Annotated in this window: 17 protein-coding genes; all 17 read right to left on the bottom strand. The window is 53.8% G+C overall.

Annotated features, from left to right (window positions below; genetic code table 11):
* Nucleotides 1–159: 159 nt before the first annotated feature.
* Entirely contained in the window at nucleotides 160–1,026 is an 867-nt protein-coding gene (dapA, locus tag ACLD72_RS23240; protein ID WP_411001687.1) for a 4-hydroxy-tetrahydrodipicolinate synthase, read from the bottom strand.
* Nucleotides 1,027–1,058: 32 nt separating this feature from the next.
* Nucleotides 1,059–2,276 (bottom strand): aspartate kinase, encoded by a 1,218-nt coding sequence (dapG, locus tag ACLD72_RS23235; protein ID WP_411001688.1) that lies wholly within the window; start codon nucleotides 2,274–2,276, stop codon nucleotides 1,059–1,061.
* 244 nt (nucleotides 2,277–2,520) lie between these two features.
* On the bottom strand, nucleotides 2,521–3,114 hold the full coding sequence (locus ACLD72_RS23230; protein ID WP_411001689.1) for a dipicolinate synthase subunit B: 594 nt from the start codon (nucleotides 3,112–3,114) through the stop codon (nucleotides 2,521–2,523).
* A complete protein-coding gene (gene dpsA, locus ACLD72_RS23225) occupies nucleotides 3,111–4,010 on the bottom strand; it encodes a dipicolinate synthase subunit DpsA (RefSeq protein WP_411001690.1) in 900 nt (299 codons plus the stop codon). Before dpsA ends, ACLD72_RS23230 begins: the two co-directional genes overlap by 4 nt.
* Nucleotides 4,011–4,164: 154 nt before the next feature.
* A complete protein-coding gene (locus ACLD72_RS23220) occupies nucleotides 4,165–4,425 on the bottom strand; it encodes a hypothetical protein (protein WP_458476174.1) in 261 nt (86 codons plus the stop codon).
* Nucleotides 4,426–4,727: 302 nt separating this feature from the next.
* Complete coding sequence (gene dut / locus ACLD72_RS23215; protein WP_411001691.1) at nucleotides 4,728–5,183, bottom strand: dUTP diphosphatase; 456 nt, start codon at nucleotides 5,181–5,183, stop codon at nucleotides 4,728–4,730.
* The gene (locus tag ACLD72_RS23210) at nucleotides 5,167–6,420 is read right to left on the bottom strand and encodes a M16 family metallopeptidase (RefSeq protein WP_411001692.1); all 1,254 of its coding nucleotides are present in this window, start codon (nucleotides 6,418–6,420) and stop codon (nucleotides 5,167–5,169) included. The genes dut and ACLD72_RS23210 overlap by 17 nt, the downstream gene beginning before the upstream one ends.
* Nucleotides 6,421–6,482: 62 nt before the next feature.
* The gene (locus tag ACLD72_RS23205) at nucleotides 6,483–7,508 is read right to left on the bottom strand and encodes a polysaccharide deacetylase family protein (RefSeq protein ID WP_411001693.1); all 1,026 of its coding nucleotides are present in this window, start codon (nucleotides 7,506–7,508) and stop codon (nucleotides 6,483–6,485) included.
* Nucleotides 7,509–7,677: 169 nt separating this feature from the next.
* A complete protein-coding gene (gene pnp, locus ACLD72_RS23200; RefSeq protein ID WP_251588172.1) occupies nucleotides 7,678–9,783 on the bottom strand; it encodes a polyribonucleotide nucleotidyltransferase in 2,106 nt (701 codons plus the stop codon).
* A 239-nt stretch (nucleotides 9,784–10,022) separates the two neighbouring features.
* Complete coding sequence (gene rpsO, locus ACLD72_RS23195) at nucleotides 10,023–10,292, bottom strand: 30S ribosomal protein S15 (protein ID WP_006211281.1); 270 nt, start codon at nucleotides 10,290–10,292, stop codon at nucleotides 10,023–10,025.
* Nucleotides 10,293–10,457: 165 nt separating this feature from the next.
* On the bottom strand, nucleotides 10,458–11,408 hold the full coding sequence (locus tag ACLD72_RS23190; RefSeq protein ID WP_411001694.1) for a bifunctional riboflavin kinase/FAD synthetase: 951 nt from the start codon (nucleotides 11,406–11,408) through the stop codon (nucleotides 10,458–10,460).
* A gap of 50 nt (nucleotides 11,409–11,458) precedes the next feature.
* On the bottom strand, nucleotides 11,459–12,376 hold the full coding sequence (truB, locus tag ACLD72_RS23185; protein ID WP_411001695.1) for a tRNA pseudouridine(55) synthase TruB: 918 nt from the start codon (nucleotides 12,374–12,376) through the stop codon (nucleotides 11,459–11,461).
* Nucleotides 12,373–13,350 (bottom strand): DHH family phosphoesterase, encoded by a 978-nt coding sequence (locus tag ACLD72_RS23180; protein WP_411001696.1) that lies wholly within the window; start codon nucleotides 13,348–13,350, stop codon nucleotides 12,373–12,375. The genes truB and ACLD72_RS23180 overlap by 4 nt, the downstream gene beginning before the upstream one ends.
* 242 nt (nucleotides 13,351–13,592) lie before the next feature.
* The gene (gene rbfA, locus ACLD72_RS23175) at nucleotides 13,593–13,946 is read right to left on the bottom strand and encodes a 30S ribosome-binding factor RbfA (protein WP_411001697.1); all 354 of its coding nucleotides are present in this window, start codon (nucleotides 13,944–13,946) and stop codon (nucleotides 13,593–13,595) included.
* Between the two features lie 13 nt (nucleotides 13,947–13,959).
* Nucleotides 13,960–16,593: a translation initiation factor IF-2 gene (gene infB, locus ACLD72_RS23170; RefSeq protein WP_411001698.1), complete on the bottom strand. Its 2,634-nt coding sequence runs from the start codon at nucleotides 16,591–16,593 to the stop codon at nucleotides 13,960–13,962.
* The gene (locus tag ACLD72_RS23165) at nucleotides 16,586–16,909 is read right to left on the bottom strand and encodes a L7Ae/L30e/S12e/Gadd45 family ribosomal protein (protein WP_411001699.1); all 324 of its coding nucleotides are present in this window, start codon (nucleotides 16,907–16,909) and stop codon (nucleotides 16,586–16,588) included. Before ACLD72_RS23165 ends, infB begins: the two co-directional genes overlap by 8 nt.
* On the bottom strand, nucleotides 16,902–17,216 hold the full coding sequence (gene rnpM, locus ACLD72_RS23160) for an RNase P modulator RnpM (protein WP_251588195.1): 315 nt from the start codon (nucleotides 17,214–17,216) through the stop codon (nucleotides 16,902–16,904). The genes ACLD72_RS23165 and rnpM overlap by 8 nt, the downstream gene beginning before the upstream one ends.
* Nucleotides 17,217–17,227 lie beyond the last annotated feature (11 nt).

The raw sequence follows: 17,227 nt of genomic DNA, 5'->3' as shown, positions 1-17,227 counted from the left end.
GCACCCAGTCACTTGAGATCATTATACATGATTAAATTGGCAAAAAACAAGTCAGGTGTTTTACGTGCTTTTAACGTTACCTTGCACCACAGCAAAAAAACCGATGCCTCATAACGAGACATCGGTTTTTGGAAATCGAGCGCATATTTGGCTGTAAGCTTACTTCAACAGCTCGCGGATCCGGGCCGCTTCCTCCACATTTGGCGGAACGAGCGGAAGCCGCACCGATCCGACCCGGCAGCCGATTTCGTTCAGCGCATACTTCACCGCAACCGGATTCGGGCATTCGAACAAGCCTTTAAACAGCGGCAGCAACTGGCGATGAATTTTTCCGGCTTCGCCGGCCTGACCGCTTAGGAACAAATCGATCATTTCCTTCATCGTACTGCCGGCCAGATGGCTGGCAACGCTAACCACTCCGTAGGCGCCCACGGCCATAGCCGGAAGCGCTGCCGCGTCTTCTCCCGAGTATACGCGAAATCCGTCCGGAGCACCGCTCACAATGCCGGCCACCTGGTCCAGGGAGGCGCATTCCTTGGTCGCCACGACATTTGGAATTTGCGCTAGCCTGAGCGTCGTTTCCACGCTGATGCTGACGATGGTCCGGGACGGTACATTGTATAGCATGACCGGCAGGGAGGTCGAGGTCGCGATCGCTTCAAAATGGCGGTAAAGCCCTTCCTGGTTCGGTTTATTATAGTAGGGAGCGACCAGCAAAACACCGTCCGCGCCGCACCGCTCGGCTTCCTGTGTCAAATGGATGGAATGAGCCGTGTCGTTGCTGCCCGTACCGGCGATGATTTTACAGCGGCCTGCGGCATGCTTCACCGCAAAATCGAACAATTTCCGCTTTTCTTCATCGCTTATAGTAGGGGATTCCCCCGTCGTTCCGCAAACGACCAAGGCATCGGATTTCTGCTCCTCAATCAAATAATCGATTAAGCGAGCGGTTCCATCCAAATCGATATTCCCTTTTTCATCAAAAGGCGTTACCATGGCTGTAATCAATCTTCCAAACTCTGCCACGTTTTATCCTCCTCCCATTTTCCGCGTCCTATTTACCTGCCAAGTTCAAATTTGTCGTGCAAAGCGCGGAGCGCTTGAACCATATCATCCTTATGGACCAGAACCCAGATCGTTGTATTCGAGTCCGCGGACTGCAGAATTTGAATATTTTGTTCCGTCAAAGCCTCGACGATTTTCGCCATAATCCCTGGAACCCCGTTGATGCCCCCGCCGATGACCGATACTTTGGCGCAGCCGGATAAAATTTGCGGCGATAATTCCAAGGAGTTTAGAACCGCTTCGGCTTTCAGCGCATCTTTGTCGAATACCGTATAAACAACGCCCGTCGGGGTCACATTAATAAAATCAACGCTGATCGCGTTTCCCGCCATCGCTTTAAAGACTTGAAGCTGAAGGTTGTCGCCTTTGCCGGCCGCTTCGACGCGAATCTGCGTCACGTTCGCCACATAAGCAATCCCAGTCACGTAGCGATCCACGATGCCCAGCTGAACGTCTTTAAAGCCTTCAGGGTTGGCCACCAGCGTCCCTTCTCCTTCCGAGAAGGTGGAGCGTACGCGCACCGGTATTCCCGATTGCATCGCGATTTCCACCGCCCGGGGATGAATCACCTTGGCCCCTTGATGGGCCATGTTGCAAATTTCCGCATAACTGACATATTCCAAAGGTCTCGCATCCTCTACGATTCTGGGATCGGCGGTTAAAATTCCGTTCACGTCGGTATAAATGTCCACCACTTCGGCATGCAGGGCCGCACCCAGCGCCGTTGCCGAAGTATCGCTGCCGCCGCGTCCCAATGTAGTGAAATCACCCGTTTGATTTTGGCCCTGAAAACCGGTGACGATGACGACATGATCCTGTTCGAGTTCTTCAAGCACCCTCGTCGGCACGATTTCCAGGATTCTGGCATTTCCAAAGTGGCTGTCCGTCCGAAATCCGGCTTGAGCGCCGGTTAACACAGTCGAAGAAACACCGTGTTCCGCGAGCAGGCTGGACAGCTTCGCCGCAGAAATAATTTCGCCGCATGCCATCAATAAATCCTGCTCGCGCGGCGGCAAAAGGCCGCCACCTTCGGCCACCAGTTCCAACAAAGTATCCGTGGCGTACGGATCGCCCTTCCGGCCCATGGCCGAAACCACCACGACGAGCCGGAAACCATTTTCCAGTTCCCGGCGAATGTGTGAGACGACATGATCTCTCGCTTCCGCAGTCGATAGAGATGTGCCGCCAAATTTTTGCACCAAAATGCGCATGGGTATTCCTCCAGTTAAGTAAGTGCGGAGTGTAGCTTAACTCCAAAGCAGGAAGCTAAACCTTCACCAAGTCCTCTCCGCGAATTGCAAAGCGTTCCATGACGCGCCTTGAGCAAATGATCCAAAACGATTTCCGACAGCCTCGGGCGTTCCGTTTCCTCTTGCTCATCCAGCAAGTCTCCCATTCTCTTGAATCGAACGATTATATTCTTAATTTCAAGTATGTTGCCACCCGCAGGCAGGCTCATCCATGAAAACGCTCGATAATCAGCGGCTGCAGCTGCTTGCCTTCCAGCGCCGCATAACAGGTTTCCGGGACCAGATCCATCTTGGCCACCAGTGAATTCGGCTTCCCTGCCGGATTGTCCTGGCCGAACGGAACGAAGTATACGTTTTTGGCCACGATCAGCTTGGCGATATTCGCCAGATTGAAGCCTAAACCGTCATTGGTCGACACGGCAATCACGAGCGGGCGCCCGTTCCGCAGTTGGGCTTTGGCGGCCATCAGCACCGGACTGTCCGTGACGGCATTCGCCAGCTTGCTTGTCGTCGTGCCCGTGCAAGGAGCGATGACAAGCACGTCGAGCAATTTGCTGGGGCCCAGCGGCTCCGCTTCGACAATTGAAGAAATAATATCATTCCCGGTTATATCTTTCAACTGTTTTCGCCAATCATCCGATTTGCCGAAACGGGTATCCGTCGTCAACACCGAATGGGAAATGATCGGGACGACCTTCGCTCCTCCATCGACAAAACGCCCAATCTGAGGCATCACCTCAGCGAACGTACAATGTGAGCCCGTAATGGCGTATCCTACCGTTTTATCCTGCCAATTCACTCTTCATCCCCCCGTAGTTGAAACTCCTCCAAAATCGACTGACAGATTGTATTGGCCATGATGATACCAGCCGTTTTGGGAGCGACCATACCGGGGAGACTGGGGGCAAGGATCGCCTTGATGCCGCGCTTCTCGGCAAAACGGAAATCCGTCCCGCCGGGTGCGGACGCAAGGTCGATAATAACCGCCCTGCGCGGCAATTTCGAGATGATTTGCGCTGTGACTATCATAGTCGGTATCGTATTAAAAATCAAGTCAACATCGCCGACATTGGCGGCCAAATCCCTTGTTGCAAAAGGCTTCCAGCCCATTTGCACCGCCCTTGCCATATCGTCTTCCCGACGTACTCCCACCTTCACGGTCGCTCCCAAACCCTGCAGCGTTTTCGCCATCGTAAATCCCGTACGGCCCATCCCGAGCACGATGCAGGTCGATCCGTGAATCGTGATGTCCGTATTCTGGATCGCCACCATCAGGGCCCCTTCCGCCGTCGGTATCGAGTTGTAGATCGCTACGTCGTCGCGCTCCAGCACTTCAATGATCCTAAGCCCGACTTTGTCTCCCAGTTGCTTCAAATAACTTTTGGCGATTCCCGTATATACCAAAGTATCTTTCCGCACAGCTTCAAACGCTTCCGGTCTGATGACAAGCTGTTCCGCAGAGAACGGCGCCGGTACGACACCATGATCATCGCAACCGATTACCGGAAGGATGATGACATCAGCGCTGGCCAGCAAGCCTGGGGTTAGCGCTTCTATTGAGACTCCTGGAAACGGCGTATCCAACCGGTCGAAGCCGACGATGCGCACCGTGGCATCCAGCTCCAAACATTTGTTGATGACCTCCACCTGGCGGGCGTCTCCACCGAGGAATACAATCGTGATTCCGGTTAGCATACTTAGATGGCACTCCTTCCAAGCAACACAGTATATACCATCTTATGCGGCCGCCTAAAAAGTGGTGAAAAGAGACGAAACGTCATCTTTGAAGGATGGAAAAGACCACCTGAAGGGAAATAATTCCCCCTACCAAGCAGGAAAGACCACCCGATCAGATGTCGGGTGGTCTTTGATTCCAGCGAAAATGATAAGGGAAAAAAACGTCGTTATTCCGGCGATGTCCGTCCATTTGAGAGAAATAGGGGAAATTCATGGCGCTATTTTCCCCCGTTGCAAGGAAATGCCCGTATTCTGGACCGTTCGTAGGTAAATAAAGACGAAATATTCCACTATTGGGGATAAACATGCTAAGCTCTGGATAATAAGAGCATAAAGCTCCGCTATTTTGCAGGCTGAAAGTTTCTTGTTCCAAAAGCCCGTTGTCAAGCACCGATTTCTAACCACGAAACTATTCTAATGGTTGCCACGGCCGCTATTTGTTCCAAAAACGCTGATTTCAAATTCTAACGGTTGCCATGGCGCTTATTCACTTAAACCCAGCCCATTTTGCTTAGATTAAGGTAAATAACGGCGCTCACAACCGTTAGAATTTAGAAAAGGTCTTTATTCTTAAAATAACAGCTACTACAACCGTTAGATTCCCGGCGTGCGATTGTACCGGGTCGAAAACCCAAGCTTTTACAGGAAATCTCAAAAGTATCCGGGCTTTGCCGTTTATTTCGTGCCGGTATGGCCAAAACCGCCGGCTCCGCGCTCGGTTTCGGATAGCTCGTCCACTTTGGTTAAGGCTACTTCCGGCACAGTTTGAAAAACCATTTGCGCGATGCGTTCATTGCGTTTAATCGCAAACGGCTCCTGGCCAAGGTTGATGAGCAGCACCTTGATCTCGCCGCGATAATCGGCATCGATCGTGCCCGGCGTGTTGAGACAGGTGATGCCATGCTTCAAAGCCAGGCCGCTGCGCGGGCGGATCTGCGCCTCCAGACCGCCGGGCATCGCAATCGCGATCCCGGTCGGGACGAGCGCTCTCGCTCCGGGCTGCAAGACCAGATCCTCCGTAACCGCGGCGTAAAGATCAAAGCCGGAGGCCAGCTCCGACATTTTGCGCGGCAGCTCAATATCTTCATTTCCAGCAAAACGTTTGATTTGTACTTCAAATGACAAGTTCATCTCTCCTTAATCCCATAATGGCCCGATCGGACCCGCCAACCATCGCCAAGGCGAACGGCTTGCTGAACATGCGCCCCAGCACGTCGTTCACATCGTCCATCGTCACCGCCTCAATCCGGGCGATCATTTCATCCAGCGTATAATGCCGTCCGAGCATCAGTTCGTTTTTCCCCAACCGGTTCATGCGGCTGCCCGTGCTTTCCAGACTTAAAATCAAGCTGCCCTTCAGCTGCTCCTTGCCTTTGCTGAGTTCGCTTTCGCTAATCCCGTTTACGGACACATCGTGCAAAAGCTCCTTCGTCAGCTCCAGGACCTCTTTCGTTTGCCGCGGTGCCGTACCGGCATATACCGTAAACAACCCGCTATCGGCATGTGAGCTGTGGTAGGAGTAGACGGAATAGGCCAATCCGCGTTTTTCGCGGATCTCCTGAAACAGCCGCGAGCTCATACCGCCGCCAAGCGCATTGTTCAGCAAGGTCATGGCATACTGCTTCTCATCACCGATCGGCAACCCCGGGAAGGACAAACAGATATGATTTTGTTCCGTTTTTTTACGGTGAAATTTAAGGCCGCCGAGAAAATCCGGCGCGGCCAGCGAAAACTGATCCCCACGAACCGCGAAATCGCCGAAATATTTTTCCAGCAGCTCAATCACCTGATCGTCGATATTTCCGGCAACGCTGATCACCGTATTTTCCACCGTATAATGCCCGCGCATATACGCGCGCAAGTGGTCGGATTCCATGGCCCGAAGCTGTTCCTCCGTCCCTAAAATCGGCAGGGCCAGCGGATGGTCCCCATAAGCGGCCTGCGACACCAGATCGTGCACCATGTCATCCGGGGTATCCTCATACATGGAGATTTCCTCAACGATGACATTTTTCTCTTTCCGCAGCTCCTCGGGGTCAAACAGTGACCGGAAAAACATATCCGACAGAACATCCACCGCGATCGGCAAGTGCTCGTCGAGCACCTTCGCATAATAACACGTGTATTCTTTGGACGTAAACGCGTTGACATTGCCTCCGATCGCGTCGAATTGCTCGGCGATATCCTTGGCGCTGAAGCGCTCCGTCCCCTTAAACAGCATATGTTCGATAAAATGCGAAATCCCGCCGACTTCGGGTTGTTCATTGCGCGAGCCTGTCTTGACCCAAATGCCAAACGAGACCGAGCGGCAGGTCGGAATCTGTTCCATAACCACCCGAAGGCCGTTTTTTAATTGCGTTTTCTTCACGAAAGGCCCTCCTAAAATTTCAATAAACGCAGTTCCTATCCTACCAAAAAAAGGCGTTCCGCTCAACTCTCCGGTACTTCGACCCGATCAGGCGACAGCGTCTGCTCCACCGTGCCGAGAACGAGCCCTTTGCTGCGGATAACCCGGATCACATCCTTCAGCGCGTCCCGGGTTGGCGCAGTCGGATGCATCAGGATCAATGAGCCCGGGCCTACATGGTTTGCGATCTTGTTTACAATGCTTGAAGCCGGAGGTTTTCTCCAATCCACCGTATCCACCGTCCAAAGCACCGTTTTGAGTCCCTGCTCCGCAGCGAACTTGACGGTTTGACTGTTATAATCCCCCGAAGGCGGGGCGAACCAGCGGTTGTCCACGCCCAGCTTCTCCTTCAGCAAACCCTTCGTTTTGGAGATTTCCAAACGGGCCCGGGACGCCTCCAGCTGGCTCATGTTCGGATGGGAATAAGCGTGATTTTCCAACAGATGCCCCCGTTTTTGAATTTCCGCGGCGATCTCCGTATTTTTCTTGAGCCAGCTTCCGTCCAGAAAAAAAGTCGCTTTCACCTTCGCTTCGTCAAGCGTGTCCAGCATCGGGAGGAGGTACTCTTCTCCCCAGGCCACATTGATCATCAGCGCCGCCATCGGTTTGTTCGGATTTCCCCGATAAATGGGCTGCGCTCCCAAATCATCAAGGCTCACCTGCGGCTTAATTTCCCGGTATATGTATTCGATCTCCGCTCCGGCCGGCAGCAGCTTCGCCTTCTGATAAGTTCGCTCGATGTCCACTTCCCGGCCGTTATACCCCGGAATCGCCTTCCAAATGCGATCGACGGTGGCATTAACCGGCTCGATCCGCCGTTTGGCGGCTTCTTCGCGTATTTTAAGCAGCAGATCGTCTTGTTTATTCCCGTCCTTATTCCCGTCTTGACCCAACTCATTGCTTTCATAAAAATCGCTAATCAAACGGAAGGCAAAACTTCCGTTTTGTCCACCGCTCTGCTCCACAAATGACCGCACTCCCGCCCATTGCCCGAGAATCATCACAAATGCGATGCAGGCCGCAATGATCACAAACTTGTTCCGCCCCATGCCAGGTTCATCCCTTCAACCGGTTTTTGTCCCCATCATATGTAGACAAGTCCCGATTTATGCACCTTTAACCCGGCCCCTTGGTTCATGCGCATTAAAAAAGAGCCAGAATTGATTCATTCTGTCTCTTTTCCCGCACATTTTAAGTTCTTATGCAGCCGTTCATCCTTTATGAAGGAGCTTTTTCCGTTTGGGCAGTCAAAACCGCTTTGCGGGAAAGATTGATCCGTCCTTGGCTGTCGATTTCCGTCACCTTGACGGTTACCGTATCGCCGATGGCGACGACATCCTCCACTTTGCCTACGCGTTCCGTCGAAAGCTGGGAGATGTGCACCAGCCCGTCCTTGCCCGGCAAAATTTCCACAAAAGCGCCGAATTTTTCAATCCGTTTTACGGTGCCGACATAAATTTCGCCGACGACGACTTCCTTCACGATCCCTTCGATGATCGAGCGCGCTTTGTTGTTCATCTCTTCGTTGGCCGAAGCGATAAAGACGCGGCCATCCTGCTCGATATCGATTTTCACGCCGGTCTCCTCGATGATCTTGTTGATAATTTTGCCGCCGGCCCCGATAACGTCGCGGATTTTGTCCGGATTGATGTTCATGATCAGGATCTTAGGCGCATAAGGAGACAAGTGCTCCTTCGGTTTTTGGATGCGCTCCATCATCTTCCCCAAAATGAACATCCGGCCTTCCTTCGCCTGCTTCAATGCGTCCGTCAAAATCTGCCGGTCAATGCCGTCGATCTTGATGTCCATTTGAATGGCAGTCACGCCTTCCGCGGTTCCGGCCACTTTAAAGTCCATATCTCCGAGATGGTCCTCCATCCCTTGGATGTCTGTCAAAATGGACACATGCTCTCCGTCTTTGATCAGCCCCATCGCTACCCCGGCTACCGGAGCTTTGATCGGCACGCCCGCATCCATCATCGCCAGGGTGCTGGCGCAAATGCTGGCTTGCGATGTCGAACCGTTCGATTCCAATACTTCCGAAACAAGACGGATCGTGTAAGGGAATTCCGATTCCGGCGGAATCACTTTCGAAAGCGCCCGTTCGCCAAGTGCGCCGTGACCGATTTCGCGGCGGCCTGGTGCGCGCAGCGGACGCGCTTCGCCTACGCTGAACGGAGGGAAGTTGTAATGATGCATAAACCGTTTCGACTCTTCCAGGTCGATGCCGTCGAGAATTTGCACATCGCCCAGCGCGCCAAGCGTACAAACGCTTAGAGCTTGCGTTTGGCCACGCGTAAACAGACCGGAGCCGTGCGTACGCGGCAACAGGTTGATATCGCATTCGATTGGACGGATTTCGTTCAGCTTGCGGCCATCCGGACGAACTTTTTCATGTGTGATCAAGCGGCGGACTTCTTCTTTAACGATGTCGTGCAGCACTTCCTTGACGTCGGCAAGCAGTTCCGGAGACTCTATGTATTTCTCTTCGAAATAGGCCACCGTCTCCTCATTGATAGCGTCAATTGCATCCTGCCGCGCATGCTTCTCGGCGATCTTCACCGCTTCCACGAGACGATCCTTGGCAAAGGCGCGCACTTCTTGATTTACGTTTTCTTCGACCGCGTGCAGCTTCACCTGCATCTTCTCTTTGCCGGCAACTTGGACAAGCTCTTCGATCACGGCAACGATTTTTTTGATCTCCTCATGGCCGAACATGATGGCTTCCAGCATGATCTCTTCCGGCACTTCGTTCGCTTCCGCCTCAACCATCATAATCGCGTCTTTCGTCCCTGCCACCACGACGTAAATATCGCTGGCTTCCTGCTGGGATATATTCGGGTTAAGCACGAATTCGCCGTTTACCCGTCCTACCGCCACACCGCCGATCGGTCCGTTAAACGGAACATCCGAAATGCTCAGCGCGGCCGACGTTCCGATCATCGCGGCGATTTCAGGCTCGCAGTCCTGATCCACGCTCATGACCAGATTGACGATTTGCACATCATTGCGGAACCCTTCCGGGAACAGCGGACGAATCGGACGGTCCGTCAAACGGCTGGCCAAAATGGCCTTTTCGCTGGGACGGCCCTCGCGTTTAATGAAGCCGCCGGGAATTTTACCGACCGCATACAGCTTTTCTTCATAATTGACCGTCAGTGGAAAAAAGTCCAGGTCCTTTGGTTCCGAAGAGGCCGTTACCGTGCAAAGCACAGCCGTATCCCCATAACGCACCATAACCGCTGCGTTCGCTTGCTTGGCCAATCGGCCCGTTTCAAGGATAAGAGGTCTTCCCCCCAGATCCATTTTCACATGATTCTCCATGTAATCCCTCCTTATCACAATAAAAGTTCGGTACAAAGTTCATTATTTCCTGCTTTAGCTTAAATCATAAGAAGCGATGAACTTGTCCCTTCACAACAAAAGCTCCTGACGGAGCTTTTCGTTAACGCTATTCATAACCGCCCGAAATACCCGTTCATTTGGAAAAAGCAACCCGGCGGCTCATCGTTCGCTTGAAAGCGTCCGACGGCAACCAGGCTGCTTTTCGTAAAGATGTGAAATTAACGACGCAATCCGAGTTTTTCGATCAATGCGGAGTAACGCTTCACGTCTTTGTTCTTCAAGTAAGCCAGAAGCTTACGGCGTTGGCCGACCATTTTCAACAGACCGCGACGGGAATGATGGTCTTTCTTGTGCGTGCGCAAGTGATCCGTCAAGTTCGTTATGTTCTCCGTAAGGATAGCAATTTGCACCTCTGGGGATCCGGTATCGGACTCATGAGTTTTGTGCTCGTCGATCAATTGTTGCTTACGTTCTTGAGTCAATGCCATCCTGTTCACCTCCTTTTTCTCAATCGCCGTTAGCCTCGTCGCCGGCGGTGAAACCGAACAACCAAGCCAAGGTTATAGTTGCGGCCCGGAAAGAAAACCCATGGGCGTAACAACGTAAATCAGTATACCATACAACCCGGATAAAAGTAAATGCCGCTGGCCTGTTTACGCTTTTTCCGCCTTCAGCAAGCTTTTGGCGGTTTCGGCATCTCTGGTAATTTGCGCGATCAGTTCATCAATCGAGGCGAATTTGCGTTCCTCGCGCAGGAAATGAACCAGTTCGACGGACAAGCTCTCATCATAGATTTCTCCGGAAAAGTCAAACAAATGAACCTCGAACCAAGAGACGATCGTATCGTTGTGGAAGGTCGGCTTGACCCCCACGTTCATCACGCCTTCGTAGGAGCGGCCGCCGTGATGCGCCCGCACGGCATAAACGCCGCTGGATGGAATCACGTAATGCTCGGCAAGCTTCAGGTTGGCTGTGGGAAAACCAAGTTGCCTGCCCCGCTTCTCGCCATGCATGACGGTGCCCGTCAGCGAATAGCTTCGCCCGAGCCAGCGGTTGGCCAGCCGGATGTCTCCTTCCTGAAGCGCTTTGCGGATGCCCGAGCTGCTCACCTTCTCGCCGTCGATCAGGAACGGCGGAACCGTGCTCACATCCAGGGCGTTTTCGCTAAGCTCGCGCAGCATGCCAGCCTGCCCTTCTCCCCGGTAGCCGTACCGGAAGTCAAACCCGACGACAGCGGTCTGCACCTTAAGGGGCACCAGAATACCGGTGACGAAATTTTGCGGGCTCACCCGCGAGAACGCCTCATTAAACTCCACGATATATACATAATCCACGCCCATACTGCGGAGGAGACGTTTCTTCTCCTGCGGCGGGGTCAAATATCCGTCGTAATCGCCTTTTTTCATGACTTCCTTCGGGTGAGGGTGAAAAGTCATGACGGATGCGGGCAGACCAAGCTCGTCCGCCAGCTTGACGGCCGTCTCGATCACGCTGGCGTGCCCCAAATGGAGACCGTCAAACTGGCCGATGGCGAGTACCTGCGGCCTTGCACCCGTTGCAATAAATTGTTCGGTTAAAGGGTATGATAAGCTTATCGTTTCCATCAAAAGTCTCACCTGCAATTCCCTCGGATTAGCATAATCGTTCATATATTTCAATCGGGAAGGAACACCTTTACCGCTTTGACGGCAAGCGTTTCTTCATCCGTCTTGAAAATCCCTAAAAACCGCTGCTGCGGATCGTAAAGCCGGATCAGCTCCCCCCGGTTTGCCTGGGGATTCACCGCAGCGGCGGGCAAGCGCTGGCCTTGCAGGGCCGCCTTTACTTTGTCCTCGGCGAGCGTATGAGCCGGCAGATGCCGGACTCCCTGGTCAACCGGCAGCAAATAGGAAGCCAGATCCCCTTGCGCAGCATGCCGGGCGATTTCTTCCAGCGTTAAACAGCTCTGCTCCGTAATCCCGGCCGACATCGTCCGCTTAAGCTGCGCCATCGCCGCCGGCACGCCAAGCGCCCGGCCGATATCGACGCAAAGCGTGCGGATGTAAGTTCCTTTGGAGCAAAGCGCCCGGAACTTGATGGCCGGATGCGGCCCCTCCGGATGGAAGGAAAGCAGCTCAAGCTCGTATATCGTCACTTCGCGGGCTTTGCGTTCTACCGTCTTCCCTTCTCGCGCCAACTCATAAAGCCGCTTTCCGTCGTGCTTGAGGGCGGAATACATCGGCGGAACCTGGGAAATCGTGCCGACGAATCGCTGCAGCTCCTGCCTTACGGCCTCCTCTGTCACCGATACTTGATCAAGCTGCTCCACCACCGTACCCGACATGTCTTCGGTGTCCGTAGCCACCCCCAGAATCAGGGTCGCCTCATACTCCTTGGGCAGTTCTTGCAAATATTCGACCATCCGGGTGGCCCGTCCCAAGCAGAGCGGAAGCACTCCGGTGACGGCGGGGTCCAACGTGCCCGTATGGCCGATCCGCTTCATTTTGAGGATGCCGCGGCATTTGGCCACAACGTCGTGCGAGGTAAAACCGGCGGGTTTTAGAACCGGCAGGATGCCTTCATACGCGGTCATAACTGCAGCCTCACCTGCTCCACCACGCGCGGCACGATCGTGTCCAGCGTTCCTTCGACGCGCGCTCCCGCGGCCCGGACGTGCCCGCCCCCGCCAAAGCTTTGCGCCACCTTGGCCACATCCACTTTCCCTGCGGAACGCATGCTCACTTTTACGGCTTGCTCATCGATCACCTTAAACAGAAGACCGACCTCCACCCCTTGAATATTGCGGGGATAGTTGACGATGCCTTCCATGTCCTCATGAACCGCACCGGCGAAGTTCAAGTCCTCGTCCGTCACGACCACCCAGCTGATTTTGCCATCTTTGGTAAGCTGAAGCCCGTTTAAGGCTCTCGTCAGCAAGCGCAGCTGCGGCAGGGTCATTTGCTCCAGCAGCAGTTCGGACAAGCCCGGTCCGTCAACGCCGTACTCCAGAAGCTTTGAAGCCGTCGCCATCACTTTGGGAGACGTGTTCGAATAGCGGAACCCGCCCGTATCGGTCAGCAGTCCGGTGTAGAGCGTCGTAGCGATCGTTTCGTTCAACTCCAGGCCTATAAATTGGATAAGATCGAATAAAATCTCCGCCGTGGCTGCGGCGTGAGGGACGATCAAATTAATATCGCCATATCCGTCATTGGTCGGATGGTGATCGATGTTCAGCAGCTTGGCGCCTTCCGCAAACAGCTCCTTGGTTGTTCCGACCCGTTTAAAATCAGCGCAATCGACGCAGATCACGTAGTCGAATTTCCGGTCCAGTGGCTCTGCCGACAGATCGCGAATCCGTTCCGCCTGCTGCAAATAAGCCATCCGCTTAGGGATCGGCCCTTCGTTGGCCATTACGTATTTTTTACCCAGACATGACAGAAGCCAGCCCACCGCGAGGGTGGAACTGACTGCGTCTCCGTCCGGCTGAACATGCGCCACCACGAGAAAATCATCATGCTCCGTCAGAAAAGCCTGGGTCTGACGCAGCTCCCGTTCATAGGTCTGCATTGCCGGTCTCCTTTTTAAGGTTGTTCAAAAAGTCAGCTTTTGATCACGAAGCAATTCATGAAGTGGATTCGGCATCGAATCTTGAATTCAGCTGGGGCCAAGCATATGCTTTCGAAGCATGTTTCCTCCGGAAACATTTCAGGTGCTCACGTACCCAAGACGTACGCTCCGCTCCTGACGTCCCGAGCTTCATCCAACCTTCTCGGTGCTGAAAACCTGACTTTTTGAACTTTTACCTAGAATCATTTGTCGTGCTCGTGCGTAATTTCGCCCAGAAGCTGTTCAATCCGGCTGCCATAAGCAATCGATTCATCGATTTTAAAGATCAGCTCCGGCGTATGCCGCAACCGGATCCGCTTGCCGAGCTCGGTGCGCAAAAATCCGTTGGCCTTCTCCAACCCTTTCAGCGATTCGCTTTTCTTCTCATCATCCCCGAAAACGCTCAAGTAGATTTTGGCCTGCGACAAATCGCTTGTCACATCTACCCCGGTCACGGTAACAAAACCGATGCGCGGATCTTTCAGTTCCTTCTGGATAAGCACGCTAAGTTCTTTTTTAATCTGTTCGCCTACGCGGCCGGTTCGATTTTTGGCCATTTATGACACCACCTTACTTCCGTTCAACGGTTTCCATGATGAAGGCTTCAATCACGTCGCCTTCTTTAAGATCGTTGTAGTTATCAAGGGTAATCCCGCATTCGTACCCTTGTGCAACCTCTTTGGCATCATCCTTGAATCGCTTCAAAGAATCGATTTTGCCTTCGTAGATTACGATGCCGTCGCGGATCAGACGCATTTCCGCCGAACGGGTAATTTTGCCGGAAGTGACCATACAGCCCGCGATCGTTCCGACTTTGCTGATCTTAAACGTATTGCGGACTTCGGCATGCCCGATGACGGCCTCTTTGTATTCCGGATCCAGCATCCCCTTCATCGCCTGCTCGATCTCCTCGATCGCGTTGTAAATGACGCGGTGCAAGCGAATATCCACCTTCTCCTGCTCGGCCGTCGCTTTCGTCTGGTTGTCCGGACGGACGTTAAAGCCGATGATGATCGCATTGGAAGCCGCGGCCAAAATAACGTCGGACTCGGTTATTGCCCCAGCGCCGCTGTGGATGATCTTCACGCGCACGCCTTCAATGTCGATTTTCTCGAGCGCGCCCTTCAGCGCCTCCACCGAACCTTGAACGTCCGCTTTGATGATCACGTTCAGCTCTTTGATTTCGCCCTCTTTAATGTGGCGGAACAAATCGTCGAGCGTCACGCGCGTATTTGCGCCCAGATCGGACTGCCGCTGCGTGATTGCACGTTTGTCGGCGATAGATCGGGCTTTGCGCTCGTCCTCAAACACCATAAGCGGATCGCCCGCCTGTGGCACTTCCGTAAGACCGGTAATTTCCACCGGCGTAGAAGGCCCCGCTTCCTTGAGACGGCGTCCCCGGTCGTTCACCATCGCGCGGACGCGACCGAAGCAGTTGCCGGCCACAAAGGCGTCGCCGACTTTCAGCGTTCCGTGCTGTATCAGCACGCGGGCCACCGGTCCGCGGTTTCTGTCCAGCTCGGCTTCAATAACCGCACCGCGGGCGCGTTTGTCCGGGTTGGCTTTGTACTCGTTGACTTCCGCTACGAGCAGGATCATTTCGAGCAGGTCTTCCAGTCCCATCTTTTGCTTGGCTGACACATTGACGAAAATCGTGTCGCCGCCCCATTCTTCCGGCACAAGTTCATATTCTGTCAATTCCTGCTTGACTTTATCCGGGTTGGCATCCGGTTTGTCGATTTTATTGACTGCCACAATGATCGGCAGACCCGCCGCTTTAGCGTGGTTGATCGCTTCGACCGTTTGCGGCATCACGCCGTCGTCAGCCGCAACGACGATGATCGTAATGTCGGTCAGCTGCGCTCCGCGCGCCCGCATCGCCGTAAACGCTTCGTGGCCCGGCGTGTCGAGGAAAGTGATCTTCTTCCCGTTGATCTCGACCTGATAAGCGCCGATATGCTGGGTAATGCCGCCGGCCTCGCCGCCGGTCACGTTCGTCGAACGGATGGCGTCAAGCAGCGTCGTTTTCCCGTGATCGACGTGACCCATAATCGTCACGACCGGTGGACGTTCCTTCAAATCCGCCGCGTCGTCAACCTCTTCGATCGTTTCGAAACGGTCTTCCTCGACCGGAATTTTCACTTCAACCTCAACGCCGAAATCGCCAGCCAGCAGCAAGATCGTATCGATGTCAAGCTCCTGGTTGATCGCGGCCATGACGCCGAGCAGCATCAGCTTTTTGATCACCTCGGAAGCATCTTTATGCAGCAGCTTCGCGGTTTCGCCAACGGTCATCGTGCCGCGGACAATGATTTTCTTCGGCGTGTTGTCGATTTTTTCGCGCGGCGGCTGTTGATGTCCGCCACGGCCCCCCCGGCCGCCTTTGCCGCCGCGGTTGTTGTTTCTAAAGTTGCCACTACGGTTGTCGTCAAAACCTTTTTGGTTTTTGCCGCCATGATTGCCTTTTCTGCCTTGACCTTGACCTTGACCTTGGCCTTGGCCTTTGCCTCCGCCATTGTTATTATTGTTGCCAGCCGAAGCAAAATTGCGGTTTGGCGCTTGCCCACGCGGGTTGGCTCCGCCGTTTCCTTGTCCGCCTCCTTGGCGGTTGCCCCCACCGTCACGGCGCTGCGAATCGCCGCCGCTTTGGCCTTGCCCCCGATTTCCTTGAGGATTGCGGCCTCCGGCATTGCCCGCGTTTTGCGCAGATGCGCGCGGACCTTGCTGATGTCCTCCGTTTGGACGTTGGTTTCTTTCCTGTACAGCGGTAGTTCCGCTTTTTGCATTTTGGTTGTGGTTTGGTTTATTATTCATGCTTACCTGCTTTTCATGTTGATTTTTATTTTTGGCTTGACCGCCGGGGTTCCCGTGAACCTTCGCCTCCCGGCCTTGTTCTCCGCGATTTCCCGTCCCTTCCGGGGCCGGATTTTTCGCAGCCTGGCTTCCTCCTGCGGAAGCCGGTGCCGGCGATTTGGACGGGGATTCGGCGCGGCCCGAATTTTCCCGCTTGGCAGCGGCGTTCGTCTTAATATCCTTGAAAAATTGCTCCACGCGCGTTACGGCATCATTCTCCATCACGCTCATATGGTTATTCACCGGGATATTAAGTCGCTTAAGAATCGTAATGATTTCTTTGCTGCTCATGTTGAGCGATTTTGCATATTCATATACCCTGAGCTTATCTTGTTTTTCTTGTTTACTCAATATACTCCACCTCCGACGTTTTCGCGATCGCTTTACGAACCATATCGGCAAATCCCTGATCGGTAAGGGCCAGAACCACACGTTCCGGCTTTCCTACACTCGATCCGAGCATATCCCTGTCAAACCCGACCAGCAAAGGAACTTTGTACGTACCGCATTTGTCGCGATACTTCTTTTGCGTATTGGCCGACGCATCGCCGGCTACGATCACCAATTTGGCTTCCGCAGAGCGGATCGCCTTCAGTACGACTTCATCTCCCGTCACCAGCTTGCCCGCCCGCATGGCAAGCCCGAGCCCGGACAACGCCTTATTCATCGTCATCCTCTTCGCGGCCTTGGCCAGCGAGAAACTCCTCTTCCACCGCCAAAAAATCACGGGCCAGCTGCTCATAAACCTCCGGACCGACCGGCGCTTTCAGCGCGCGGTCGAGCGCTTTGGTTTTATGGGCAAGCTTGAAACAAGCTTCCTTTCCGCACAAGTATGCGCCGCGCCCTGATTTTTTGCCGGTCAAGTCGATCGACACTTCGCCTTCCGGCGAACGGACGATGCGGATCAGCGATTTCTTGGGCATCATTTGCTGGCAGGCTACGCATTTGCGCAGCGGTACCTTTCTCTGTTTCATCCTTCAACCGC

The organism is Paenibacillus lacisediminis (genome assembly GCF_046567315.2).
The sequence above is the reverse complement of the archived record's forward strand: the minus strand, read 5'-3'. Positions and strand labels throughout refer to the sequence as shown.